Source organism: Mesorhizobium silamurunense (assembly GCF_014843905.1).
Classification (GTDB): Bacteria; Pseudomonadota; Alphaproteobacteria; order Rhizobiales; family Rhizobiaceae; genus Mesorhizobium; species Mesorhizobium silamurunense.
Window position 1 is genome coordinate 51274 of the sequence record NZ_LPVS01000043.1, and the last position, 25259, is coordinate 76532.

Annotated in this window: 18 protein-coding genes, 1 tRNA gene and 1 pseudogene; 9 read left to right on the top strand and 11 right to left on the bottom strand. The window is 63.5% G+C overall.

The window, feature by feature from the left end:
• Nucleotides 1-102: 102 nt before the first annotated feature.
• Nucleotides 103-330, top strand: a pseudogene (locus tag AU465_RS37795) (transposase); the annotation flags it as partial.
• 130 nt (nucleotides 331-460) lie between these two features.
• Here the strand turns inward: AU465_RS37795 and AU465_RS12200 are convergent.
• Together AU465_RS12200 and AU465_RS12205 are read right to left on the bottom strand one after the other, a co-directional pair.
• Nucleotides 461-537 (bottom strand) — tRNA-His (locus AU465_RS12200).
• Between the two features lie 342 nt (nucleotides 538-879).
• Entirely contained in the window at nucleotides 880-1344 is a 465-nt protein-coding gene (locus AU465_RS12205; RefSeq protein WP_192247246.1) for a phasin, read from the bottom strand.
• A 246-nt stretch (nucleotides 1345-1590) separates the two neighbouring features.
• Between AU465_RS12205 and AU465_RS12210 the strand changes: the two genes are divergently transcribed.
• A complete protein-coding gene (locus AU465_RS12210; protein WP_192247248.1) occupies nucleotides 1591-5424 on the top strand; it encodes a PAS domain S-box protein in 3834 nt (1277 codons plus the stop codon).
• 253 nt (nucleotides 5425-5677) lie between these two features.
• On the opposite strand, the gene AU465_RS12215 is transcribed toward AU465_RS12210, so the two are convergent.
• Nucleotides 5678-7636 (bottom strand): acetoacetate--CoA ligase, encoded by a 1959-nt coding sequence (locus AU465_RS12215; protein ID WP_192247250.1) that lies wholly within the window; start codon nucleotides 7634-7636, stop codon nucleotides 5678-5680.
• 264 nt (nucleotides 7637-7900) lie between these two features.
• Between AU465_RS12215 and AU465_RS12220 the strand changes: the two genes are divergently transcribed.
• Nucleotides 7901-9808, top strand: a complete 1908-nt coding sequence (locus AU465_RS12220) for an AsmA family protein (RefSeq protein ID WP_192247252.1) — start codon at nucleotides 7901-7903, stop codon at nucleotides 9806-9808.
• Nucleotides 9809-9886: 78 nt separating this feature from the next.
• Here AU465_RS12220 and AU465_RS12225 read toward each other — a convergent pair whose 3' ends face one another.
• From AU465_RS12225 to AU465_RS12250, 6 genes are all read right to left on the bottom strand, one after another.
• A complete protein-coding gene (locus tag AU465_RS12225; protein WP_192247254.1) occupies nucleotides 9887-10705 on the bottom strand; it encodes an ABC transporter permease subunit in 819 nt (272 codons plus the stop codon).
• Nucleotides 10702-11664 (bottom strand): ABC transporter permease subunit, encoded by a 963-nt coding sequence (locus AU465_RS12230; protein WP_192247256.1) that lies wholly within the window; start codon nucleotides 11662-11664, stop codon nucleotides 10702-10704. The genes AU465_RS12225 and AU465_RS12230 overlap by 4 nt, the downstream gene beginning before the upstream one ends.
• Before the next feature lie 9 nt (nucleotides 11665-11673).
• A complete protein-coding gene (locus tag AU465_RS12235; protein WP_192247258.1) occupies nucleotides 11674-12813 on the bottom strand; it encodes an ABC transporter ATP-binding protein in 1140 nt (379 codons plus the stop codon).
• Between the two features lie 77 nt (nucleotides 12814-12890).
• Nucleotides 12891-13988, bottom strand: a complete 1098-nt coding sequence (locus tag AU465_RS12240) for a polyamine ABC transporter substrate-binding protein (protein WP_192247260.1) — start codon at nucleotides 13986-13988, stop codon at nucleotides 12891-12893.
• Between the two features lie 340 nt (nucleotides 13989-14328).
• Nucleotides 14329-15279: a DMT family transporter gene (locus AU465_RS12245; RefSeq protein WP_192247262.1), complete on the bottom strand. Its 951-nt coding sequence runs from the start codon at nucleotides 15277-15279 to the stop codon at nucleotides 14329-14331.
• Nucleotides 15280-15450: 171 nt separating this feature from the next.
• The gene (locus tag AU465_RS12250) at nucleotides 15451-16899 is read right to left on the bottom strand and encodes a helix-turn-helix domain-containing protein (protein ID WP_192247264.1); all 1449 of its coding nucleotides are present in this window, start codon (nucleotides 16897-16899) and stop codon (nucleotides 15451-15453) included.
• A gap of 246 nt (nucleotides 16900-17145) precedes the next feature.
• Between AU465_RS12250 and aceA the strand changes: the two genes are divergently transcribed.
• The 3 genes from aceA (at nucleotide 17146) to AU465_RS12265 (ending at nucleotide 19408) form a co-directional block, all read left to right on the top strand.
• Nucleotides 17146-18435: an isocitrate lyase gene (gene aceA / locus AU465_RS12255; RefSeq protein ID WP_192247266.1), complete on the top strand. Its 1290-nt coding sequence runs from the start codon at nucleotides 17146-17148 to the stop codon at nucleotides 18433-18435.
• Nucleotides 18436-18487: 52 nt separating this feature from the next.
• Nucleotides 18488-18730: an SMc00767 family acetate metabolism repressor gene (locus AU465_RS12260; protein ID WP_127858903.1), complete on the top strand. Its 243-nt coding sequence runs from the start codon at nucleotides 18488-18490 to the stop codon at nucleotides 18728-18730.
• Between the two features lie 225 nt (nucleotides 18731-18955).
• The gene (locus tag AU465_RS12265; RefSeq protein ID WP_246506045.1) at nucleotides 18956-19408 is read left to right on the top strand and encodes a DNA-binding transcriptional response regulator; all 453 of its coding nucleotides are present in this window, start codon (nucleotides 18956-18958) and stop codon (nucleotides 19406-19408) included.
• An 11-nt stretch (nucleotides 19409-19419) separates the two neighbouring features.
• Here AU465_RS12265 and AU465_RS12270 read toward each other — a convergent pair whose 3' ends face one another.
• On the bottom strand, nucleotides 19420-20133 hold the full coding sequence (locus tag AU465_RS12270) for an HAD family hydrolase (protein ID WP_192247268.1): 714 nt from the start codon (nucleotides 20131-20133) through the stop codon (nucleotides 19420-19422).
• A 157-nt stretch (nucleotides 20134-20290) separates the two neighbouring features.
• Here AU465_RS12270 and AU465_RS12275 point away from each other — a divergent pair, with 157 nt between their 5' ends.
• From AU465_RS12275 to AU465_RS12285, 3 genes are all read left to right on the top strand, one after another.
• Entirely contained in the window at nucleotides 20291-21727 is a 1437-nt protein-coding gene (locus tag AU465_RS12275) for a glutamine synthetase family protein (RefSeq protein ID WP_192247270.1), read from the top strand.
• A gap of 114 nt (nucleotides 21728-21841) precedes the next feature.
• Nucleotides 21842-23128: an NAD(P)/FAD-dependent oxidoreductase gene (locus tag AU465_RS12280; protein WP_192247272.1), complete on the top strand. Its 1287-nt coding sequence runs from the start codon at nucleotides 21842-21844 to the stop codon at nucleotides 23126-23128.
• A gap of 188 nt (nucleotides 23129-23316) precedes the next feature.
• Entirely contained in the window at nucleotides 23317-24282 is a 966-nt protein-coding gene (locus AU465_RS12285; protein ID WP_210325077.1) for an SH3 domain-containing protein, read from the top strand.
• 38 nt (nucleotides 24283-24320) lie between these two features.
• Here the strand turns inward: AU465_RS12285 and AU465_RS12290 are convergent, their stop codons facing one another.
• Nucleotides 24321-25067, bottom strand: a complete 747-nt coding sequence (locus tag AU465_RS12290) for an SDR family oxidoreductase (protein WP_192247321.1) — start codon at nucleotides 25065-25067, stop codon at nucleotides 24321-24323.
• Nucleotides 25068-25259: the final 192 nt, after the last annotated feature.

Sequence of the window (25259 nt, forward strand, 5' to 3'; positions counted from 1 at the left end):
GTTCCACCGGGCCGACCGGCAGCACGCTGGACGAAGGGGCCGCAGGTTCAAATCCTGCCACCCTCGTAGCCATGTCTTTCCCTGGTGGGTAGGAACGCCACCATGACCAAGACTGAAAGTAAGACCGCTAGCGCTGCCGTCAAAGACATTCTGCTTTCGAACCCGGATGGACTGCATGAAGTGATCCGTGCGGTGATGCAGGAGGTGCTCGAGGCCGAGATGGATGAGGCACTGGATGCTTCGAAGGGCGAACGCACGCCGGAGCGGCTCGGTTATCGCTCGGGTTACTATGGCCGCACCCTTGTCACGCGTGTCGGCAAGCTTGAGCTCAGAGTTCCGCAGTCCATTTGTATCACATCAGGTAGCACAATTTGTGACACAACTTGGCCGTCGCAGGCGAGCGTCTCGTTCGAGTTTGGGAATTTATGCTGGCAAATCAGCTGCTTACGCCAGAAGCCGATGGTACCGTTGGCTGGGCTCGAACCAGCGACCCCCAGATCCACAATCTGGTGCTCTAACCAACTGAGCTACAACGGCACATCCGCCTGAGCGCAAATCCGAGGAGAAATCATTCTCCGCGTCCGCTCCGTCATCGGCGATGCGTCCAATACGGGCTATCAGAGTCTAATTCAAGGCCTTTGATTAGGCAAAGATCCGATGAACGAACCCGCAGTCCTGAATGGGTAAAAGAAAAGGCCGGCGGGAGGAGGTGCCGGCCTTTTCCTGTTACGAGCCAGCGGGAGGAGGAGCTGGCTGGTCACCCCGGAGTGCAAAGGGAGGAGGTTTCACACTCCGGGTATTCATCTCATCAATTCATCGCATATCTATTTGTCTGATGAAATGCGACGTTTTGATGCATCTTTGAGTTGCGCCTGAATATCAGGCAGCCTTGATGTCCTTGAACGCCTTTTCGAAAGCGGTCTTCACCGGCTTCGAGACGTCCTCGACGGCCTTGGAAGCAACGGCCTGAAAGTCCTTGGCCTGCTCGACGGCCATCTCGGCGCGCTTGCGCAGGAAGGCGGTCTGGAGCTCGACGACCTCGGAGAGCGTCTTGGCGCCGACCAGGGCTTCGAGATGCGAGAAGCTGGCCTCGGCATTGGCGCGCAGGATGGCAATGCTCTTGAGCGACAGGTCGCCGGAAACGGTCTTGGCGGTCTCATAGGTCGACTCCAGAACCTTCTGGGTCTCCTCGGCGCCGTTCTTCAGTTTGGCATAGGCCTCTTTCGACTGCTCGACGCCCTTCTCGGCGAAGGCGCGGATCTGGTCGGTGGCCTTGGAAGCGTCGAAGCTCGGGAATTCAACGTTCTCGATGGTATCAGCGGTCTTCGTGGTGGTCTTGGACATTTTCCAACCTTTCAGCGGCAGCGGCTTTGACGGAAAGCCGTCTCGTTCATGTATGATGGCAATATAAAGGCATTTTTTGTGCATTGCAATATCTTTGTTGCACTGCACCATAAAAATCGCCCGACCGTTAACCACGAGCCCAGAGATTTCGGCCGATGCACGGCATGGCTTGTGGACCTTCGCCCCGTACGCTTTTATTAACAAAGCGTTAACCGAAACGCTCGCTTCCGGAGGGTTCGCCAGCGCATGCCGCCTGAAAACTACTCATTCCTCGACGTCGCCGTGCTCGACGCGGTGCGCCAGCGCTTCGCCGCCGGCGACGCGCTTGCCATATTGTCGGCCGACCTCGAGCAGGTGATCTGGGCCAACGGGCCAGGCGCTGCTGTGTTCGGCTATCCGGATATCGAGGCCATCATCGGCGCCTCGGCGCGGCTGCCGCTGATCGCCAGGCGGCAGATCATGGCGACCAGCGGCTTTCCGGACATCGGCAGCGACCGCGCCATCACCATCAGGCTGGCGACCGGCATGGTCAGCCGCGCCGTCGGTTTGCTCGCCAGCGCGATGACGATGCCGGACGGCGAAAAGGCGATCATGCTGGCGATGCCCGCGGCGCAGACCGGCTCGCGCAGCGCCGCCGAAATCGCCAGCCGCGCCATTGGCGGCCTCACCGAGGCCGGACATTTCATCGCCTTCGTCGATGCCGAAGGCCATGTCGAGGCGGCTTCGGAGGGATTTGCGGCGCTCGGCATCAGGCCGGAGGCCCTGGCTGCCCTGGTCGCGGATGTGGCAAGCGCGGGAGACCGCATCGTCAAGCGGCTTGTTCGGGGCGCAAGCACCTCCTACCCGGCCGGCCTGGCACGGTTGACCGACGCGCGTCATCTCCTGGTGGTGATCGACGAGGACCAACTCGACGACCGGCCCGACGGCGATCAGGCGGCTGCGCCGGAAAGCGCGCCCACCCAGCCTCCGGCCGCGGCAACGGGCGCAAGGGCGGACACGGTCGCGACGGCGGCCGCGGATAGCGCCCAGCCAACGGAAAAGACCGTGGCCGACACTGCCTTGGCAGGCAGGCAGGCAGCCGATGCGGGCCCCGCGCAGCACGATCATTGGTATTTCAACGCCGGCGGCGACGATGTGAGAGGGCCGGAGGCGCCGGCACATGTCGAACCAAGTGACGCCGCGGCCGGAAGTCGGCAGGACACCACCGAAACGGCGACGGCAGAGCCGACCGCGGCTCGCAACATAGACCGTTCGGCGCCGCCGCTGCGTTTCGTCTGGCGCACCGATGCCGAAGGCAAGTTCAGCGCGCTGTCACCGGAATTCGCCGACATTGTCGGCAAGCCGGCCGCCGATGTGATCGGCCGCCGCTTCAGGGACGTCGCCACGACTTTCGGTCTCGACGCATCGGGCGAGATCGCCACCCTGCTCGAGCGGCGCGATACCTGGTCCGGGCGCTCGGTGCTTTGGCCGGTGGCAGGCACGGACCTGAAGATCCCGGTCGATCTTGCGGCGCTGCCGGTCTATGGCCGCAGCCGCGCCTTCGAAGGTTTTCGCGGCTTCGGTGTCGCGCGCAGCGGCGACGCCGTTGTCGACCCGGAAGCGCTCGGCATGGCGCTTGTGCCCAATGGCACCGCGCCGGCCGAACCCGAACCTGCCGCCGGGCAACCGGCGGCCGAGCCGCCGAAGCCCGCCGACCCGTTCCTGGGCGAAGTGCCGGCGCTGACCATCGTGCCCAAGCCGGAGCGGCGCTATGCCGACAAGGTGATCCGGCTGGCCGAGCACAGGCAGCCGGCCAATGACAAGCAGCCGGGAAATGACGCGCCGGCAAGTGACAAGCCGGGAAGTGACAAGCCGGGAAGTGAGAGGACCCTGTCGATCCTCGAGCGCAGCGCCTTTCGCGAGATCGGCGAGCGGCTGCGGAAGGACAGTTCCGGCCCGGCCGAGCCGCCGACCGGCGCAACCGCAGGCGCTGAAAAGCAACCTGATGCGGCTTCAGCCGTCGACAAGGCCGGTCTCGGGGCCGAACAACCGAAGACCGGTGAGAGGAAGACCGACGAATCCGATCTGACAGCGCCTCGCGCGACCTCGCATGAGCCCGCCGCGCAGGAGGATAACGAAGCCCTTGAAACGGCGGAGGCGGAGACAGAAGCGGAAGATCAGAAGGACCTGGCTCGGCTCGACGGTACCGACGATGCTTCCGAGGCGGCCGCTGGGGAAGACGAAACGCCACCCGCCTCCGGTTCGCTGCTCAACTATGCCGGGTCCGAGAAAGCCGACCAAGCGGGTCCCGAGACCCGCCAAACCGCAGCGACCGAAAAGGGAGCCGAACCGAAGGCTGAACGGCCGGCCGAGGCGCCTGCCCCTGACGCAGGCGCTGACGACAGCATGACCGCCGACGATTTTCGCGATGCGGAAGACAGCGAGGACTGGGCCGGTTCCGACATGGACGGCGCCCTGCCCCCGGCTGAACAGCCTGGCGAAGCGAAAGCGGCGCCGCCGGAACGGCCGCGTATCGAGGTGCCGCCGCTCAAGCTTGAAGGCTTCGTGCCGTCGGCTTTCTCCATCGGAGAGGAAGGCAGGGCGCCCGATACATCCATCCTCGCCAGGCTGCCTGTGCCGCTGCTCATCCATTCCGGCGATGTGCTGCATTACGCCAATGAGGCATTTCTCGAGCTCACCGGCTACGACGCGCTGGAGGACCTTACCGACGCCGGCGGGCTTGGCGCGCTGTTCGCCGACCATTACACCGACGATGGCGAGGCCGACGAAAGCGACCGTTCGCTGAAACTCACGACCCGCCGGGGCCAGGAATTCCCGATCGATGCGCTCCTGCGCTCCGTGCCGTGGCGCGGCGGCAAGGCGCTGATGCTGGTGGTGCGCCGCTCCGGCGAGGACGAAGCGCCGGCGGCGCATCTCAGCGCGGCGAACGACGAGCCGAGCCAACAGCCGGATGTTTCGGAACTGAAGTCGCGCATCGCCGAAATGCGCACCATCATCGACACCGCCACCGACGGCGTGGTGCTGATCGGCCGCGACGGCAATATCCGTTCGATCAGCCGCCCGGCTGAAGCCCTGTTCGGCTTCGACAGCGACGAGATCGCCGGCAAGCCCTTCGCCTCGCTTTTCGCCATCGAGAGCCAGCGCGCGGCGCGCGACTATCTCGCCGGCCTTTCCGAACCTGGTGTGGCGAGCGTCCTCAACGACGGGCGCGAGGTCATCGGCCGCGAGGCGCAGGGGCGTTTCATCCCGCTGTTCATGACCATCGGAAGCCTGCCCAACGACAGCGGCTTCTGTGCCGTCGTGCGCGACATCACGCAGTGGAAGCGAGCCGAGGAGGACCTCACCCAGGCGCGCGCCGTGGCCGAACGCGCCTCCTCGCAGAAGACGGATTTCCTCGCCCGCATCAGCCATGAGATCCGCACGCCGCTCAACGCCATCATCGGCTTTTCCGAACTGATGGTGGACGAGAAGTTCGGTCCGGTCGCCAACGACCGCTACCGCGACTACCTGCGCGACATCAACCGCTCCGGCAATCACGTGCTCGACCTCGTCAACGACCTGCTCGACATCTCCAAGATCGAAGCCGGTCAGCAGGAGATGGCCTACGAGGCGGTGTCGCTCAACGACACGCTGGCCGAAACGGTGGCGATGATGCAGCCGCAGGCCAACCGCGAGCGCGTCATCATCCGCTCCAGCTTCGCCTCGCGGCTGCCGGAAGTGGTGGCGGACTTGAGAAGCGTGCGCCAGATCGCGCTGAACATCCTGTCCAATGCCATCCGCTACACGCAGGCCGGCGGACAGGTGATCGTGTCCACCGCCTACGAGGCCTCCGGCGACGTCGTCATGCGCGTGCGCGACACCGGCATCGGCATGACCCCCGCCGAGATCGAGCAGGCGCTAAAACCGTTCAAGCAGATCAATGCGCTGAAACGCGGCCGCGGCGACGGCACCGGCCTCGGGCTGCCGCTGACCAAGGCGATGGTGGAGGCCAACCGAGCCCGCTTCGCCATCACCTCGACGCCCGGCGAAGGCACGCTGGTCGAGGTCGCCTTCCCCTCGACGCGCGTGCTGGCCGAATAACCGGACACGGTTTCGGAAAAGAAAAAAGGCGTCCAATGGACGCCTTGAAAGATGGGATTGCTGTCACAACGGGGCTTGAGCGAATCTGATCCTCAGGGGACGAGGAACGGGATTTCTCCCTCAAGTTACACGCGACTATCGGCGCCGTCCCTTAACAAGTCCTTACCGGAGGCCGAAAAAATTTACGAATGTGTACCACTCGTGAAATCTAGGTAAATTCGGCCGAAAGTTTTTGTTAACCGTGTAGGGTGACCTAATTTGCGAGCTCCGGCAGATTCCTGAACAGTTCCAGCGCTTCGGGATTGGCCAGCGCCTCCTTGTTCTTGATGGCGCGGCCGTGGACCACGTCGCGCACGGCAAGCTCGGTGATCTTGCCGGATTTGGTCCTTGGAATGTCAGTGACGGCAACGATCTTGGCCGGCACGTGGCGCGGGCTGGCGCCGGTGCGTATCCTGGCGCGGATGCGCTTTTCCAGATCCTCGTCGAGGCTCACCCCGGCGGCCAGCCGCACGAACAGTACGACGCGCACGTCGTTGTCGAAATCCTGACCGATGCAGAGCGCCTCCAGGATTTCAGGCATCTGCTCGACCTGGTTGTAGATCTCGGCCGTGCCGATCCTCACCCCTCCCGGATTGAGCGTGGCGTCGGAGCGGCCATGGATGATCATGCCGCCATGTGCCGTCCATTCGGCGAAGTCGCCATGGCACCAGATATTGTCGAAGCGCTCGAAATAGGCCGCGTGATATTTCTTGCCTTCCGGATCGTTCCAGAAGCCGATCGGCATCGACGGGAAGGCTTTCGTGCAGACGAGCTCGCCCTTCTCCTGCCGCACCGGCTTACCGTCGTCGTCCCACACGTCGACCGCCAGGCCGAGGCCAGGCCCCTGGATCTCGCCGCTCCAGACCGGCTCCGTCGGGACACCGAGCACGAAGCAGGAGACGATATCGGTGCCGCCGGAAATCGAGGCCAGGTGCACGTCCTTCTTGATGCCGTCATAGACGAACCGGAAATCCTCCGGCGACAAGGGCGAGCCGGTAGAAGAGATGGTGCGCACGCTCCCCAGGTCGTGGCTCCTGATGGGCTTAAGCCCTGCCTTGCGCACGGAATCGATGAATTTCGCCGAGGTGCCGAAATAGGTCATCTTCTCGGCATCGGCGAAATCGAACAGCGCATTGCCGTCGGGATAGAAGGGCGAGCCGTCGTAAAGCAGAAGCGTCGCCCCCGAGGCGAGGCCCGAAACCAGCCAGTTCCACATCATCCAGCCGCAGGTGGTGAAATAGAAGAAGCGGTCGCCGTCGAGCAGGCCGGCGTGCAGCCGCTGCTCCTTGACGTGCTGGATCAACGTGCCGCCGGCCGAGTGCACGATGCATTTCGGGATCCCGGTCGTGCCGGAGGAGAACAGGATGTAGAGCGGGTGCGAAAACGGCAGCTGTTCGAAGGCAAGCGGTTTGGCGGCGAAGGGCGAAAGCGCTTCTTCCAGCGCCGCTGCCTTGTCGATGGTGGCGGCGACATCGACGGATGTGCCGAGATAATCGACGATCAGCACCTTGCGCACTGTCGCCAGTTTCCCGGCCACCGCCCGGACCTTGTCGGCGACCTCGATTGCCTTGCCGTTGTACCAATAGCCGTCGGGCGCGATGAAGACGACCGGCTCGATCTGGCCGAAACGGTCGAGCACGCCCTGTTCGCCGAAATCGGGCGAGCAGGAGGACCAGACCGCGCCGATCGAGGCGGCAGCCAGCATGGCGGCGACCGTCTCGGGCATGTTGGGCATCATGGCGGCGATGCGGTCGCCCTGCCTGACCCCAAGCGCCAGGAAGAGCTGCTGCAGGCGCGAGGTGAGCGTGTTGAGCTCATTCCACGACAGCCGTCGCTCGACCTTGTCCTCGCCGCGAAAGACGATTGCCAGACCGCCGCCGGTCTTCTTCAGCAGGTTCTCGGCGAAATTGAGTTTCGCGTCAGGGAAGAACGCAGCGCCCGGCATCTTCTCGCCGTCGACCAGACCCCGCTCGCCCTTGTCGCCGACAAGTCCGCAAAAATCCCAGATCAGGCTCCAGAATGCCTCGCGGTCGTCGATCGACCAGCGATGAAGCTCCGAGTAGCTGGAGAGACCCTCGCCCGCCTTTGCCGCCGCGGCTTTCATGAAGGCGGTCATCGGCGCGGAAGCGACCTGGTCCTGCGTCGGCGTCCACAAGGGGGTGTCGGCGGCCATGATCGTTCCTCCCAAGCACGTCGCGATTGCGGCAGTTAAGCCTGACGCCGCATACGTCGTTGTCCCAAAACCGGCGTGGCGTTTCGGGGGTCGACAGGTTTATCGCTTATGCATACCGCAGCGCAGCAGAGCAAGATTTTGTTGGAATGGCCGGCAGATAAGCGGCGCAAATGCCATGGCAAGGCCATAAAGACTTGAAAAGCGTCAGCGCTCGGTTACACCCGTCGGGCGATTTTGTCGGCAATGGGAAGCATACGGGGCGAGATGTCATCATCTTTGATCCGGCGCGGGGTATGGGTGATCGGCGTTGCGGTGCTGGTCATCGCGCTCGCCGTCGCCACCCTGCCGCTGATTGCCTCGACGCGCATCGTGCGCGACCGCATCGCCTGGGAATTGAGCGCCTGGAGCGGCTTGCGCGTGACGATCGACGGCTCGCCGCGCATCGAGGTGTGGCCGAAGTTCCGGGCAATCCTCAGCGACGTGACGCTGTCGCAATGGACAGAGACCGACGCGCCGCCGGTGATCGAAGCCGAGCGTGTCGAAGTCGACCTCTCCGCCATGGCCGCCTTGCAGGGCGACGTCCAGTTCTCGACCGCAAGGCTGGTGCGGCCGACCATCAGGGTCGAGCGCACGGCGAGCGGTCTCTATCTGCCGCCGCTGCCGACGGGCGGCCGCATCACGCGCTCGATCGACACCGCGCGCGGCGTCGTCACCGCGAACCCGCAGAAGCCCGACCTCGGCAGACTGCCTTCCGATCCGTTCGGCACAGTCGAGTTCCGCGACGGCCGCGTCGTGACCTCGGCGGGCGGCAAGGACAGCGAGATCCTGAGCAGCCTCAGCGGCCAGGTGAACTGGGCGGCCATGAACAGCGACGCCACGCTCACGGCGACCGGCATCTGGCGTGGCGAGAGCGTCCAGATCGATTTTTCCTCGGCGAGGCCGCTGGTGCTGTTTGCCGGAGGCAACGCGCCCGTCACGCTTGCCTTCAAGGCGGCGCCCGCCACGCTCTCCTTCGACGGCGTCGCCTCGATGTCGGAGAACGCCTATCTGGACGGCCAGGCGAAATTCGCCGCCCCTTCGCTGAGACGCCTGCTCGAATGGTCGCAGGCCGGAATCGCGCCTGGTGCCGCGATCGGATCCATCTCGGTCGCGAGCAAGGTGACTGCGTCGTCGGGACGAGCGAAATTCGAGAACACGACGGTGGCGCTGGACAACAATCCCGGCATGGGAGCGCTGGACTTTTCGTTCAGCGAGGCCCTGCCCGTCATTTCCGGCACGCTTGCCTTCGATACGCTCGATCTTCGATCGTTCCTTTCCGCTTTCACGCCGATCGCTCCGGCCGGCGAAGCGGGCCCCGGCGAGATCGACACCAGCTTCGCCGACAAGATCAACCTCGATCTCAGGCTGTCGGCGGCGCACGCCACCGTCGGCCCGATACAGCTCGCCGACGTCGCCGCGACCGCGCAGGTGAAGAACGGGCTCGCCGTCTTCGACATCTCCGACGCCTCGGCCTTCAACGGCAACATCCAGAGCAGCCTGCGTTTCGACCGCAAACCGGACGGCACTCAGGTCGAGTTGCGGCTCCTGGCGTCGGACGTCGACACCGGCGCCTTCGCCACCGCGGCAGGAATGACGCGGCTGGTGCCGGTCGGCACCGGAACCGTCTCGATCATCCTCAAAGGGCCGGGCAAGGCCTGGGACTCGATCTTCGAGAACGCCGACGGGTCCTTCTCGGCGACCTTCGGGCCGGGCTCGCTCAACGGGCTCAACCTGCCCGCCTTCCTCAAGCACAACGAACAGGGCGGGTTCTTCGCTCTCGACGACGTCGCCGACGGTTCGCTGCCGATCGACGGCGCCGAGATCAAGGCGAGCATCTCGAAAGGCGTGGCGCGGTTGGACAAGGCCGAAGTCAATGCACAGAAGTACAAGATCTGGCTTTCCGGCATCGCCTCCTATACCGGGCGCGGGCTGGCGCTCTCCGGCGGCATCGTTCCGAACGGGCAGCCTGCGCAGCCACAGCCTGCGCAGCAACAGCCGGCGCAGCAACCAGCCGCCAGCGGTCAGGCAGCCGTGCAGGCGCCGCCGCCCCCAAAGCAATCGCTGTTCTTCGTCGGCGGCAACTGGAGCACGCCGTTCATCTCGCCGATCAGCCGGGGCGTTTCGGGCCAATAATTTCTGGAAAAGCGCGCAAGCGACTCTCCATCAGGGATAGGAAGGACAAGGCGCAAGCAGCGCCCCGTCCCTTGCTCCTCACCCGCGCTGGGCTGCCTGCTCGTCGCGCTGGCGCTGGACCTCGCGGCGCTTGTTGGCGATCGAGGCGATGATGACGCCGATGGCGACCACGGCGATCAGGATGGTGCAGGCGGCGTTGATCTCCGGTGTCACGCCGAGGCGCACCTGGCTGTAGATCTTCATCGGCAGCGTCGTGGCGCCCGGACCGGAGGTGAAGGAGGCGATGACCAGATCGTCGAGCGAGAGCGTGAAGGCCAGCATCCAGCCCGAAATGATCGCCGGCAGGATGACCGGCAGCGTGATCTGGAAGAAGGTCTTCACCGGCGGCGCGCCGAGGTCCATTGCCGCCTCCTCGAGCGAGCGGTCGAAAGTGACCAGACGCGACTGCACGACGACGGCCACGAAGCACATGGTGAAAGTGGTGTGGGCAAGCGTGACCGTGAAGAAGCCGCGGTCGAGCCCAACGGCCACAAAAAGCAGGAGCAGCGACAGGCCGGTGATGACTTCCGGCATGACAAGCGGCGCAAAGACCATGCCGGAAAACAGCACCCGCCCCCTGAAGCGCGTGTAGCGCGTCAGCGTAATCGCGGCCAGCGTACCGAGCACCGTCGCAGCGGTGGCCGAAATGACGCCGACGCGCGCCGTCACCCAGGTGGCGTCCATCAGGCCCTGGTTGTGGAACAACGACACATACCATTTGGTCGAGAAGCCGCCCCAGACGGTGACGAGCTTCGATTCGTTGAAGGAAAAGACGATGAGCAGCATGATCGGCAGGTAGAGAAAGGCAAAGCCGAGCACGATCGAGGTCATGTTGAAGCGGCTCCAGGTGGCGTTCATTTGCCTTGCTCCTGGGCGCGCGCCTGAGCCTGCTGGAAGAACATGATCGGAATTATAAGCACCAGGAGCAGGATGACGGCCACCGCCGACGAGACCGGCCAGTCGCGGTTATTGAAGAACTCGTTCCACAGCGTCCTGCCGATCATCAGCGTCTGCGAGCCGCCGAGGAGATCCGGAATGACAAACTCGCCGACGGCCGGGATGAACACCAAAAGACAGCCGGCGATCACGCCGGGCAGCGACAACGGGAAGGTTATCTTCCAGAAGGCGCTGGTCGGCGGGCAGCCGAGGTCCTTGGCCGCCTCGATCAACAAGTAATCCATCTTCTCCAGCGACGAATAGAGCGGCAGCACCATGAAGGGCAGGTAGGAATAGACGATGCCGATGAAGATCGCGTTGTAGGTGTTGAGAATCTGCAGCTTATCGCTGACGATGTGCAGCGACAAAAGTAGCTCGTTGAGGAGCCCTTCCGGCTTGAGGATGCCGATCCAGGCATAGACGCGGATCAGGAACGAGGTCCAGAACGGCAGGATCACCAGCATGAGCAAGATCGGGCGGACCGTTGCCGGGGCGCGCGCCATGCCATAGGCGATCGGATAGCCGACGATCAGCGTGAGTATTGTCGAAATCCCGGCGATGATCACGCTCGTCACATAGGCGTTGAAGTAGAGCGCATCCTGGGTGAGCAAGGTGTAATTGTCGAAATTGAGCTCCCGGAAGCCTGCGAAGTATCCGGAAATGCCGTCGCTGAAATCGAGCACCGGCATGTAGGGTGGCATGGCGATCGCCGTCTGCGACAGCGAGATCTTGAAGACGATGATGAACGGGACGAGGAAGAAGAACAGCAGCCAGAGATAGGGAATGATGATGACGAGGCGATCGACGAAACCCTTCGCCAGTTGGGTCGGCAATGCAGCTGTTTCGGCTGACGGAGAAGCGGCGGCGGCGATGTTGGTCATGGCTCGCTCCTACCTGGTCAGCACGACGCCGGCGTCCGGCCGGAAGGAAACCCAGGCGCGGTCGTTCCAGGTCAGCGGGTCCTCGGTGACGCGCGAGGCGTTCAATGCGCTTGCCCGCACCATCTGACCGTCATCGAGCTTGATGTGGTAGACGGTCATGTCGCCGAGATAGGCGACATCGTAGACCTCGCCCTCCAGCGCGTTGACGGCGTCGGCCGGCTTTTTCGACGAGACCTTGATCTTTTCCGGCCGGATCGCGAAGACGATGTCGGCGCCATTGGCGGTTTCGGCGGCGTTCTCGACGACGATCTGCGCACCGGTCGCGCCGGTGATGCGCGTCGTGTTCGCCGCCCGCTCGGCGACCTTGCCCTCGAACATGTTCACATTGCCGACGAAATGCGCCACGAAGCGCGAGGTCGGGGCCTCGTAGATTTCCGCCGGCGTCGCCACCTGCATCACCTCGCCCTTGTCCATGATGGCGATTCGGTCGGCCATGGTCATGGCCTCCTCCTGATCGTGGGTGACGACGACGAAGGTCAGGCCGAGTTCCTGCTGCAGGTCCATCAGCTCGAACTGCGTCTCCTCGCGCAGCTTCTTGTCGAGCGCGCCGAGCGGTTCGTCCAGAAGAAGGACCTTCGGCCGCTTGGCGACCGAGCGGGCCAGCGCCACGCGCTGGCGCTGGCCGCCGGAAAGCTGATGCGGCTTGCGCTTGGCGAACTGCTCGAGCTTGACCAGCCTGAGCATCTCGGCGACGCGTTTTTCGATATCGGGGGCAGGCATGCCTTCCTGCTTGAGGCCGAAGGCGATGTTCTTCTCCACCGTCATATGCGGGAACAGCGCGTAGGACTGGAACATCATGTTCACCGGCCGCTTGTAGGGCGGGATGCCGCGCAGGTCCTGGCCGTCGAGCAAAATGCGGCCGGCCGTCGGCTCCTCGAAGCCGGCGAGCATCCTGAGCAAGGTCGACTTGCCGCAGCCTGAGGCGCCAAGCAGCGCGAAGAACTCGCGTTCGAAGATGGTCAGCGACAGATTGTTGACGGCGGTGAAGTCGCCGAACTTCTTGATCACCTTGTCGAACTGGATATACGGCTTGGCGTTCGGATCATTCCATGGCGCGAAATCCCTGCGGATGCTGCCAAGCGATTTCATAGTCCCCACTCCGGTTCTGCTTGATAATCAAAAGAAAGCGACCCCGGCAGTTGGCTGCCGGGGTCGCGTCTCAGTCCTTATTGGCCGGTGACGATCTTGGTCCAGGTGCGCGTGATGATGCGCTGTGTCTTGGGATCGTAGGGCTGAACGGTATAGAGCTTCTGCACCGTCGCATCGTCCGGATAGATTGCAGGATCGTCCAGGATCGCTTTGTCGACGAATTGCTGCGAGGCCTTGTTGCCGTTGGCGTAGAGCACGAAGTTCGAGGACTTGGCAATCACTTCCGGCTTCATCATGTAGTTGATGAGCTCATGCGCCTCGGCGACATGCGGCGCATCGGCCGGGATCGCCATCTGGTCGAACCATATCTGGGCGCCTTCCTTCGGCACCGAGTAGCCGATCTCGACACCCTGCTTGGCCTCCTCGGCGCGGTTGCGCGCCTGGAAGACGTCCCCGGAGAAGCCGATGGCCAGGCAGATGTCGCCGTTGGCAAGCGCGTTGATGTATTCGGACGAATGGAACTTGCGGATATAAGGCCGGACCTTGAGCAGCGCCTCCTCGGCCTTGGCAATGTCGTCGGCAGACGTGCTGTTCGGGTCAAGGTTAAGATATTTCAACGCCGCCGGTATCATGTCGGCGGGCGAATCCAGGACATAGACGCCGCAGTCTTTCAGCTTGGCCAGCGTGTCCGGATTGAAGAATACGTCCCAGCTGTCGATCTTGTCGGTGCCGAGCGCGGCCTGCACTTTCTTGACGTTATAGCCGATGCCGACGGTGCCCCACATGTAGTTGACCGAATATTCATTGCCCGGATCGTATTTGGCGGTGCGCTGGGAAATGACGTCCCACATGTTGGAGATATTCGGCAGCTTCGACTTGTCGAGCTTCTGGAACACCCCGGCCTGGATCTGGCGGGCAAGGAAATTGCCGCTGGGCACCACGACGTCGTAGCCGCTGCCGCCAGCCAGCAACTTGGTTTCGAGGATCTCGTTGGAATCGAAGGTGTCGTAGACGACCTTGATGCCAGTCTGCTTGGTGAAGTCCTCGATGACGGAGCTGTCGATGTAGTCCGACCAGTTGAAGACGTTGACGACGCGGTCCTCGGCGTGACCGCCCATGGTGAAAAGCGTCAAAAATGCCGACGTCGCCGAAAGCCAGAGCGCTTTGCGGATCATACTGTTCTCCTTTGGTGAGTGTTCCCGTGCCGGCTCGTCGCGACATGGGCGCGGGACGGCGTTTGGTTCAGACTATTGAGCTTTCCGGGGAGCGAGAAGCGAGCGCGCCCGGCGGTGCTTCGGATCGTTGAGTAGCGGTTGCGGCCCTTGCATCCCTTCCAGGAAGGTGCCCGGGCGGCGTCAGCGGCATTCGCCGCGGCGTAAGCAGAGATATAATGATGCGGTCCGGCCCCGATGAGGCCGGCGGAGACACTTGGCAAGATACGCCTGTCTTGTTGTTGCCGTAATTGCAGCCTGCCCGCCCGGCAGCGGAGTTGTCAATGGGGAAGACTCCCGAGCGTCAATTGGGAGACGGCAGCCCGGTGATGCCGGGCCGCTCGGGCCGGGTCTGCCGCTTGAATTCAAATGCGATATGCACAAGCAGCGCCGTGACCACGACCGCGCCGCCGATGATGGTGCGCACCGACGGCACTTCGGAATGGACGAGCCACACCCAGATCGGACCGAGGATCGGCTCGAAAGTGCCGAGCAGCGCCGCGACGGCCGCCGGTACCAGCCGGGCGCCCATGGCGAAGAAGGCAAGGCCGACGCCGAGATTGATCACGCCGAAGGCAAAGAGGAAACCCATGTCGCGCCCGGAGACGGCGAATTCCGTGGCCTGGGAGGCGGCAAAAGCACCGGCCAGCAGCGCGCCGAGGCACGTGGCCGGCACCATGCGCACATGGGCGAAGCGCCGGGTGATCACGGTCGCGAACGAAAACATCACCGCGATCAACAGCGCCAGCCCGTCACCGATCGGCGAGACGGCGCCGCCCAAGGATTCGGAGACCATGATGGCGACGCCGGTGATGACGGCGGCAATGGCGACCCAGGTCCTCGGGCTCACACGTTCGCGAAACAACACCCAGGCAAGCAGGGCCGCCAGAAGCGGCACGCCGGCCTGCATCAACAAGATGTTCGCGACCGTTGTGTAGGCGAGCGCGACGATGAAGCTCGTCGAGGCGGTGGCGAAGCATAGGGCGACGCCGAGCCCCGGCAGGCCCATGTCGCGGAACAGTTTCCAGGTGCCCCGCCAGCCGTCGCGCCAGAGCATGAAGGCGATGAGGAAGGCCACCGCCCAGAGCGAGCGCCAGAACACCACGGTCCAGCTGTCGCCGACATGGATGAAGCGGGCGATGGTGCCGCCAAAACTCCACATCAGCGCCGACAGGAAGACCAGCAGCATGCCGATCCGCTCCTCGCGCGGCGAGACGGCAGGCAAGGCAACGCGACGCGACGCGGTATCGGTCATGGACGGGACTGTCAGCGATTTGCGAGCGGCACGATCCACTATGGACGACCAGACTATATCCCATTCGCGTAGCGCAAATGCCGGAGCCAGGCGTGATCCAGCATCCGCTGACCTGTAGGACAAAGCCGACCTCCGCTCCCTCGGGACCGCCGCAAGCTTTGGCGGCAAGCACTATCCCTGGAAATCGAAGGCGCTGAGGCCCGTCACCATCTCGTCGAGACCGAGCGGTCGCGTCACCGGCGGCTCGGCGCGCGCCAGGCAGCCGACGCGCTCGCAGAGCCTGCAGGCCGGCCCGACCGGCGTCGCGAATGCCGTGCCTTGCGCGGCCTTGCCGGCCGACGGTCCCGGCAGCGCCGCGCCGTAGACGATCTCGTCGCGAAAGGCGATATCGCAGCCAAGCAGAAGTGCCGTGCGCCGCGGCCGCTCGGAGAATGCGCCTTGCGGCCCTTCGAGCGTGCGGGCGATGCAAAGGAACTCGGCGCCGTCCGGCATTTCCACCGCCTCGACCAGAATCCGCCCGGGCTGCGAAAAGGCCGCATGGACAGGAAGCTTCGGGCAGGCGCCGCCGAAACGGCTTTGCGGATAGCCCTGGCTGCCCGCCTTGCGGAAGCGGTTGCCGGCATTGTCGACCTCCAGCATGAAGAACGGCACGCCCGCCGCGCCAGGCCGCTGCAGCATGGTCAGGCGGTTCGCTGCCTGTTCGAAGGACACGCCGAAACGGGAACGCAGAACGTCGATATCGTAGCGGGCGCGCATCGCTGCCGCATGAAAGGCCGGATAGGGCATCATCAACGCATGTGCGGCATAGCGGCCGAGCTCGAAGCGGGCGAGCCGGCGCGCCTCGTCGGTGCCGAGCTTCAGCGCCTGGATCTCGCTCGCCACGGCCACCGTCATGCGCATCAGGCTCGCCTCCATGGCGACCTCGCGCAACTGATCGAAGGGAGACAGCCGCTCGGACAGGAACAGGCGTTGCGAATGGCGATCGTAGCGCCTGCGCCAGTTCGGCATGGTGGCGACCGGCAGCACCTTGACCACGATGCCGTGCTCTCGCCTCAGCCACGCCTTCAGCGCGCCGAACAGGTCGTCGCCGGGATCGAGCAGCGAAATGAAGGCTTCGGCTTCCTCCTCCAGCGCGGTGAAATGGTTCGGCCGACGCTCGAAGGTCTCGTGGACTTCATCGACAGGCAGGCGCGTGCTGGACAATGAGGTTGCCCTGCCCTCCCGCGCCAGAAGCTCATTGAGATCCGACAGCCGCTCGGCCTGCTCACGATAAGCGCGAAACAATTTCACCATCGCGGCGGAAGCGTTCGGAGCAATCTCGGCGAGATCGATCAGCTCCTGGTCGCCCGGCAGCTCGCCGGCCAGCAACGGATCGCCGAACACTTCCTTAAGCGCGGCGATCGACCCTTTGGTCTCGCCTTGCAATTCGTGCGGGTCGATCTTGTAGACGGACGCCAGCTTGAGGATCAGCTGCACCGTCAGCGGCCGCTGGTTGCGCTCGATGAGGTTGAGGTAGGACGGCGAGATGCCCAGCCCTTCGGCCATCGCCGTCTGGGTCAGGCCCTTGGCGTTGCGAAGCCGGCGGATGCGCGGCCCGGCGAAGATTTTCTGGTCGGCCAATCAGCTATCCTTGACAAGATTTTACACGAAATGGTGCGATCTGCGGGAGCCACTCCTTTACAATCGTGACAAATTTACAGCACCAACCTGTCAAACGCAATACAGGTTTTCCCTTATTTTACCCGAAAATCTCCGGTTTTTCTGGCCCATTTTGCGTCGCAATGTAAATGATGTCACACGTCTACGGCGCCGGATACCTTCCCAGAACGCGCCATCCGAACAAGCAGAACCGATCTGGAGCAACCGATGACCGATTTTTACAACCTCGTCCCGTCCGCGCCGGAAGGCCGTTTCGACGGCATTGAGCGGCCCTACTCGCCGGAGGACGTGAAGCGGCTGCGCGGCTCGGTCCAGATTCGCCAGACGCTTGCCGAAAATGGTGCGAATCGGCTGTGGAAGCTCATCCATGAAGAAGACTTCGTCAACGCGCTCGGTGCCATGTCGGGCAACCAGGCCATGCAGCAGGTCAGAGCGGGCTTGAAGGCGATCTATCTATCGGGCTGGCAGGTCGCGGCCGACGCCAACACCGCGTCCGCCATGTATCCGGACCAGTCGCTCTATCCGGCCAATGCAGCGCCGGAGCTGGTCAAGCGCATCAACCGCACGCTGCAGCGCGCCGACCAGATCGAGACGTCCGAAGGCAAGGGGCTTTCGGTCGACACCTGGTTCGCGCCGATCGTCGCCGACGCCGAAGCCGGCTTCGGTGGGCCGCTCAACGCGTTCGAGATCATGAAGGCCTTCATCGAGGCCGGCGCGGCAGGCGTCCATTACGAGGACCAGCTGGCGTCGGAGAAGAAGTGCGGCCATCTCGGGGGCAAGGTGCTGATCCCGACCGCGGCCCATATCCGCAACCTCAACGCGGCCCGGCTTGCGGCGGACGTGATGGGCACGCCGACACTGGTGGTGGCGCGCACCGACGCGGAGGCGGCAAAGCTGCTCACCTCGGATATCGACGAGCGCGACCGGCCTTTCGTCGACTATGACGCCGGCCGCACGGTCGAGGGCTTCTACCATGTCAGGAACGGCATCGAGCCATGCATCGCGCGCGCTGTCGCCTACGCGCCGCATGCGGATTTGATCTGGTGCGAGACCTCGAAACCCGATCTTGAGCAGGCAAAGAAGTTCGCCGAAGGCGTGCGCAAGCATCATCCCGGCAAGCTGCTCGCATACAATTGCTCGCCATCGTTCAACTGGAAAAAGAACCTGGACGACGCGACCATCGCGAAGTTCCAGAAGGAACTCGGCGCCATGGGCTACAAGTTCCAGTTCATCACGCTGGCCGGCTTCCACCAGTTGAACTTCGGCATGTTCGAACTGGCGCGCGGCTACAAGGATCGCCAGATGGCGGCCTATTCGGAACTGCAGGAGGCCGAGTTCGCGGCGGAGGCCCATGGCTATACCGCGACCAAGCATCAGCGCGAAGTCGGCACTGGCTATTTCGACGCCGTATCGATGGCGATCACCGGCGGTCAGTCTTCGACCACCGCCATGCATGAATCGACCGAGCACGCCCAATTCAGGCCGGCGGCCGAGTGACGACAACACCAGAGGAAACGCCCGAAGGGCACTTACGTCGAGGAGAACAGCAATGGCATCGATAAGCCGCGTCAAGGAACGGGCAGAAGAACAGTCGAGCGCAATGAGCGTCGATCAGCAGGCGACGATCCGCATGCTGGCCAACGACCTGCACAGGCTCAACCAGTCTGTGATGAAGGCGGTCGAGGCAGGCGTGTCCGTGGAACTGGTGCGCTCCGCCAGGCACCATGGCGGGGACGGCAACTGGGGTGATCTTTTGATCCCAGTGATCGTCACCCACCAGAGCCACAGTTGACGTTACGTCAAACAATCTCCGCGAGTGTCTCCCGTGCGCTATACGTTCGGGAGACTATCGCTTTTTTTCGAATTTCAATCCGTGATAAGGCGTAGGACTTACGACGAATATTAGCCTTTCTTGTTATATTGTCGTCTTCGACTATTTCTGCTTGACACCGCTGGCGATCTCGCGCCAATTGCGCTCAGGTTTCAACCCTGCATTGAACCAGAGCGCCCGCCCGCCATGTGCCCCACCAATCGTGACGATCCTCGAAAACCAATAAAACCGGCGGAGCGTGGCGCGGCAGCGCGGCTGCCGGCGGACTTCTCCAAGGTGCTTGTGGTCGGCAAATCGTCGATCAACCGGGTCGTGGTGTCGAAGATCGTGGAGAAATCCGGGCTGAAGCCGATTTCGGAGTCGCCCGATACGGCCGAGAAAGCCCTGGCCGGCCTGGTGCCCGGCGTAGTGATCCTGGACGGCGGGCCGGACGACAAGGACTGCGACAGGCTGTTGTCCGGCATCGATGCGCTGCGGCGCGCTTCCGGCAAGGCGCTGCCCGCCGTGATCCTGCTCTCAACCAGGAATGGCACGCCAGACAGCCTCGGCCTGTCGAGCCTCGTGGACACCGTGGTTGCCAAGCCGATCACGCCCGAGAGACTGCAACCGGTGATCGATCGCCTGGTCGGCCGCGGCTAGACCGAACGGATTCACCCTGCTTTGGCGATGGCCTCGACCAGCGCCGGCAAATCGCCGAGATCTGATATCTCGCGAAAACGCGGCGCCGCGACGGGCGCCTCGGCATGCTCCACAGCCCAGGTAAATTCGTGCGGCACATGGATGCCCCAGCCGCCGGCCTCGATGGCCGGCACCACGTCCGACTTGAGCGAGTTACCGACCATCATGCTGTTTTGCGGACCGTCGCCATGGCGGCTGAAGATGCGGGCATAGGTGGCGGCGCTCTTGTCGCTGACGATCTCGACGGCATCGAAGAGATCGCCCATTCCCGACTGCGCGAGCTTGCGTTCCTGATCGAAGAGGTCGCCCTTGGTGATCAGCACCAGATGGTAGGAACCCGCAAGCTTTTCGACCGTCTCGCGCGCATGCGGCAGCGGCTCGATCGGGTGGCTGAGCATCTCGCGGCCGGCAGCCAGAATTTCGCCGATGACCGAACCTGGGACTTCACCGTTGGTAATCGCAACGGCCGTCTCGATCATCGACAGGGTAAAGCCTTTGATGCCGAAGCCGTAGAGGGCGAGGTTGCGCCTTTCCGCCTCGAGCAGCCTTGCAGCGATATGCTCATGATCGCCGTGTTCGGCCAGCAAGGCAGCGAAGCGCTTCTCGGTCATGCGGAAGAACTGCTCGTTCTGCCACAGCGTGTCGTCGGCGTCGAAGCCGATCGTGGTCAAACGTGGAGCGGACATGTGCAGACCCTTTGTGGATAGGCTCATCTAGACTTTGTTGCGCCGTGCCGCCAGCGACAAGACGGACGGCGCTTCGGTGCGACGAACCCCTGGGCCTCCCCTTCCCTTCCCCTATAGCGCCCGGCTATACTTCGAAATCCGCAACACAATCTGGTGAATGATGCCGCCTGAAAAAAAGGGAGTCCGTCCGTCGAGCCGGGGGGGACGCGCCCGCATGCCTGCCTTCCTGAAAAACGAACGCGGTGTGAAGAACTGGAAGGAAGCCAGCGCCTGGCTGGAGTGGCGCGGCATCGAGGACATCGAATGCATCACGCCGGACCAGGCCGGCGTTGCCCGCGGCAAGATGATGCCGTCGAAGAAATTCACCTCCAACACATCGCTGGCGCTGCCTTCGGCGGTGTTCATGACGACGATCTCCGGCGGCTATCCCGAAGACGGCAACGGCTTCCACTATCCGGAGGACGACGGCGACCTGAAGCTTTTGCCCGACCTTTCGACGCTGACCGTCGTGCCCTGGGAAGAAGACCCGACGGCCGCCGTGATCTGCGACCTCGTCCACCAGGACGGCCGCTCGGTGGAATTCACGCCGCGCAATGTGCTGAAGCGCGTGCTGGCCGCCTATGACGAGCGCGGCCTCAGGCCCGTGGTGGCACCCGAGATCGAATTCTATCTGGTGCGCAAGAACCCCGACCCGGACTATCCGCTGACGCCGCCCGTCGGACGCTCGGGGCGGCCGATCGGCGGCGGCGCCGGCTATTCGATCGCCGGCGTCAACGAGTTCGACGAACTGATCGACGACATCTACCATTTCTCCGAGCGGCAGGGCCTGGAGATCGACACGCTGATCCACGAGGAGGGTGCCGGCCAGCTCGAGATCAATCTGCGCCACGGCGATCCGATCGAGCTCGCCGACCAGGTCTTCATGTTCAAGCGGACCATCCGCGAAGCGGCGCTGAAGCACGAGATTTATGCCACCTTCATGGCCAAGCCCATCCAGGGCCAGCCCGGCTCGGCCATGCATATCCACCAGTCGGTCATCAACAAGAAGACCGGCAGGAACATCTTCTCGGCCGAGGACGGCTCCGAGACCGACGCGTTCTTCCATTTCATCGGCGGCATGCAGAAACATGTGCCGAACGCGCTGGTGATGCTGGCACCCTATGTCAATTCCTACCGCCGGCTGACCCAGGCGGCCTCGGCGCCGGTCAACAACAAATGGGGCTACGACAACCGCACCACGGCCTTCCGCGTGCCGCGCTCCGATCCGGCGGCGCGGCGCGTCGAAAACCGCATCCCGTCGTCGGACGCCAATCCCTATCTGGCGCTGGCCGCTTCGCTTGCCTGCGGGCTGATCGGCATGGTCAGCAAGGCCAAGGCTTCCGCACCGGTGCTGACCACCGCCAACGAAGACGAGATCGACTTGCCGCGCAGCCTGCTTGAAGCCGTCGACCTGTTCGAGGCGGACAAGGAACTGGGCGCGATCCTCGGCAAGTCCTTCGCCGCCACCTATGCCGCGATCAAACGGGCCGAGTTCGAGACCTTTATGGAAGTGATCAGCCCGTGGGAGCGGGAGTATCTGTTGTTGAATGTGTGAGCGGCGACTTCGTCGCGTGAATGGTGAATAGTGAATGGTGAGTAGTTTCATATTGGACGGGTGAACGCGGCCAGTGCGCCTTCGCAAAGCCATTCACCATTCACTGGCGTTCTCATGCCCTACCAATCCCCCATTTCCCCCGGCCGTTCCTGGTATGAGGATACGGCCGGGCCCCGCCCCGAGTATCCCTCGCTCGATGGCGATCGGACGTGCGACGTTGTCATCGTCGGTGGAGGCTTCACCGGCCTTTCGGCAGCGGCGCATCTTGCCAAGGCCGGCACAGATGTCGTGCTCATCGATGCCTACCGCTTTGGCGACGGCGCATCGGGGCGCAATGGCGGCCAGCTCGGCACCGGCCAGCGCGCCTGGGCTGAGGAACTCGAGACCGAATACGGGTTTTCACGAGCCAAGGCGCTGTTCGATCTCGCGGAAGAGGCCAAGACGCATCTTCTCGATTTCGCGACGGCCAACCGGATCGAGATCGACTACATGCCCGGCCAATTGTCGGTAGCGCATAAGAGGCGCTATGTCGACGACTACAAGGCCCATGCCGAGATCATGGGGAGCCGCTTCGGTTATCCGCACATCTCCTTCACGGATGCCGGCGAGACCGCCGAGCGTCTGGGCTCGACGCGCTATTTCGGCGGCACGCGCGACACCGGCACCGGGCATATCCACCCGCTGAAGCTGGTGATCGGCACGGCAAAAGTGGCCGCCGCGGCCGGCGCGCATCTGTTCGAGCGGACGCCCTCGACCGGCATTGTTTCCGCTGGCGGCAGGGTGAGGGTCACGACGCCCAAGGGCACCATCACAGCCGAGAAATGCCTGGTCGCGGTCAACGCCTATGGCGGCAATCTGGAGCCCGTCAGCGCCGCGCATATCATGCCGATCGGCTCCTTCATCGGCGCGACCGTGCCGCTCGACGCTCAGTCCAAGGTGCTGCCGGGTGGCGAGTCGGTGGACGATTCCCGTTTCGTCGTGCGCTATTTCCGCAAGTCGAAGGACGGCCGGCTTTTGTTCGGCGGTCGCGAGGTCTATGCCGTCAACGATCCGAAGGACATCCATATCCACATCCGCCGGCAGATCGCCGAGCTCTTTCCGGCGCTAAAGGATGTCGAGATCACCCATGGCTGGGGCGGCTATGTCGGCATCACCGTGCCGAGGAAACCGTTCGTGCGCGAGGTGATGCCGAACGTGATCTCGATGGGCGGCTATTCCGGACACGGGGTCATGCTCGCGAACTTCTTCGGCAAGCTCTATGCCGAAACGATCGCCGGCAACCGCGACCGGCTGAAGCTTATCGAGGACCTGAAGATTCCCGCTTTCCCGGGTGGCCGTCGTTTTCGCGCGCCGCTGCTGTTTCTGGCGCTCAACTGGTTCGCGCTGCGCGACAGGATTTGAGGCCGGACATCGGCAAAAGCCGTTGATTCGACAGGGCCGCTTCCCTAGCGGCACGTTGCAGAATCCTTAATGAACGCGCAGAATTTCGAAAAAAGGCGCACTGATGCCATAATCGGCGGCAAAAGATGCCGGTTCTGGGCGATAGCACGGGGATTTGCGCGGGCCTGCCCGCTGGAATTTCGGGACCGATGCCGATCAACCGCGAAATATTGCGGCAAGATCGAAAGAACGTCGGCCCGTTAGTTGGAGGTGGTTTAGTGTACGAGCCCTTCAGTTTCGGTGCGCCGGAACGACGGCGCTTCGCGGTGCAGTTTGGCTATGACATGCGGCCCTCGTTCTGGCAGGGTCTGCAGTCGAACGCGCATCTGGTGATAGCGGCCGTCGGCACCGCGGCGCTGCTTGGCGTGGCGGCGGTGGCGCTTTGGCTGGCCCTGCCGGCCAATGAACGGCAGGCGATCGCAAGCGCGGAGCAGACCGTGCCCGCGATGCCAGTCAAGACGAAGAAAATCGCCCCGGCCGCGGCGAGCGCCATCAGTGTCGCCGCGCCGCAAGCCGCGCGCAAGGCCGATGCGGTTTCGCCCGTGACTGCAGCCCGAGAAGCCACCATTCCGGCGCTGGCATCCAACAACCCCCGCTGGAACGGCACGGGTGGTGAGCCTGCGCCTGCTGCGGCAGATGCTCCGCCGGCCTCGTCCGCTCAGGCCGCGGATAAGCCGGCGACGCAGAGCGACAAGCCGGCCGTTGCGGCCTTCGCCGAATCCGCGCCGGCGAATGATGCTTCGAGCGCCTTGTCCAAGGTGGCCGCTCCCGCTGCGACAAATGATCCGCCGACCACGGAGAAAAAGGCGGACGACAAGATGGACGGCTCCCAGACCGCCGCCATATCGGCAACAAAACCGCAGGCTCTCGACGATCAGACGGCAGCAACCGAGGACCAGGCCAAGCCTGACCCTGAAAAGGTAAGCGCGGTCGCCAACGGACGTATCCTGCGGGCAGTGACAATGCGAGCAGGTCCAAAACAGAAGGCGGCCGCCATGCTCACCGTGCCCGCTAAAACTTCCGTGCAAGTGCTAAGCTGCAAGAAATGGTGCGAGATCGTCTATAACGGCAAGCGCGGCTGGATCTACAAAAGCTACGTCAAGACTGGCGCCTGATCCAGACATCGTTGGCGGCCTGCCGCCGCAACGTCAATTCAGATGCAGCGCCCGCCGTCGACCTCCAGCGCCACGCCGGTGATGAAGGCCGCCTCGTCCGAAGCCAGCCAGAGCGCCGCATTGGCGATGTCGAGCGGCGTCGAGAGCCGGCCGAGCGGGATCGAGGCGCGGAACTTCTCGCGGATCTCCGGCGTGTCGGCGCCCATGAACTTCTCCAGCATGCCGGTCTCGCCCGCGACCGGGCAGAGGCAATTGACGCGGATGTTCTTCGGCGCGAGCTCGACCGCCATCGACTTGGTGGCGGTGATCGCCCATCCCTTGGAGGCGTTATACCAGGTGAGGCCCGGCCGCGGCCTGATGCCGGCCGTCGAGGCCGTGGTGAGGATGACGCCGCCGCCCTGCCGGTCCATGATCGGCACAACGGCAAGGGCGGCATGATAGATCGCCTTCATGTTGACGGCGGTGATCAGGTCGAAGGTTTCCTCGTCGACACCCAGCATGTCGCCGTTGCGATGGGTATAACCGGCGTTGTTGACCATGATGTCGACGCGGCCGAAGGCGCTCTTGGCGGCATAGACCATCTCGTCGAATTCGGAGCGCTGCGACACGTCGGTTTGGGTCCAGATCGCGCTGTCGCCGATTTCCTCCGCCACCCGCTCGGCGCCTTTGGCGTTGAGGTCGGCGACCACGACACGCGCGCCCTCTTCAGCGAAGCGCTTCGCCATGCCCTCGCCGAATCCCGACGCCGCGCCGGTGATGATGGCCACCTTGTTTTCCAGACGCATGGTTTTCCCGCTCATTGCGATCATCCCGTCTCGAGGAGGGCGGCTGCCGCCATTCTCCCTTAGCTTTCGTCACATTCACGTTCTATGTTGCAGGCGCGAACGCTGCCGGAAAGCCATCGTTTGCCGACAAGCCTGCCGGTAGCGCCAGTGTCAAGGACACATGTGGACCCAATCAATGGCAAGAGGTTGGTC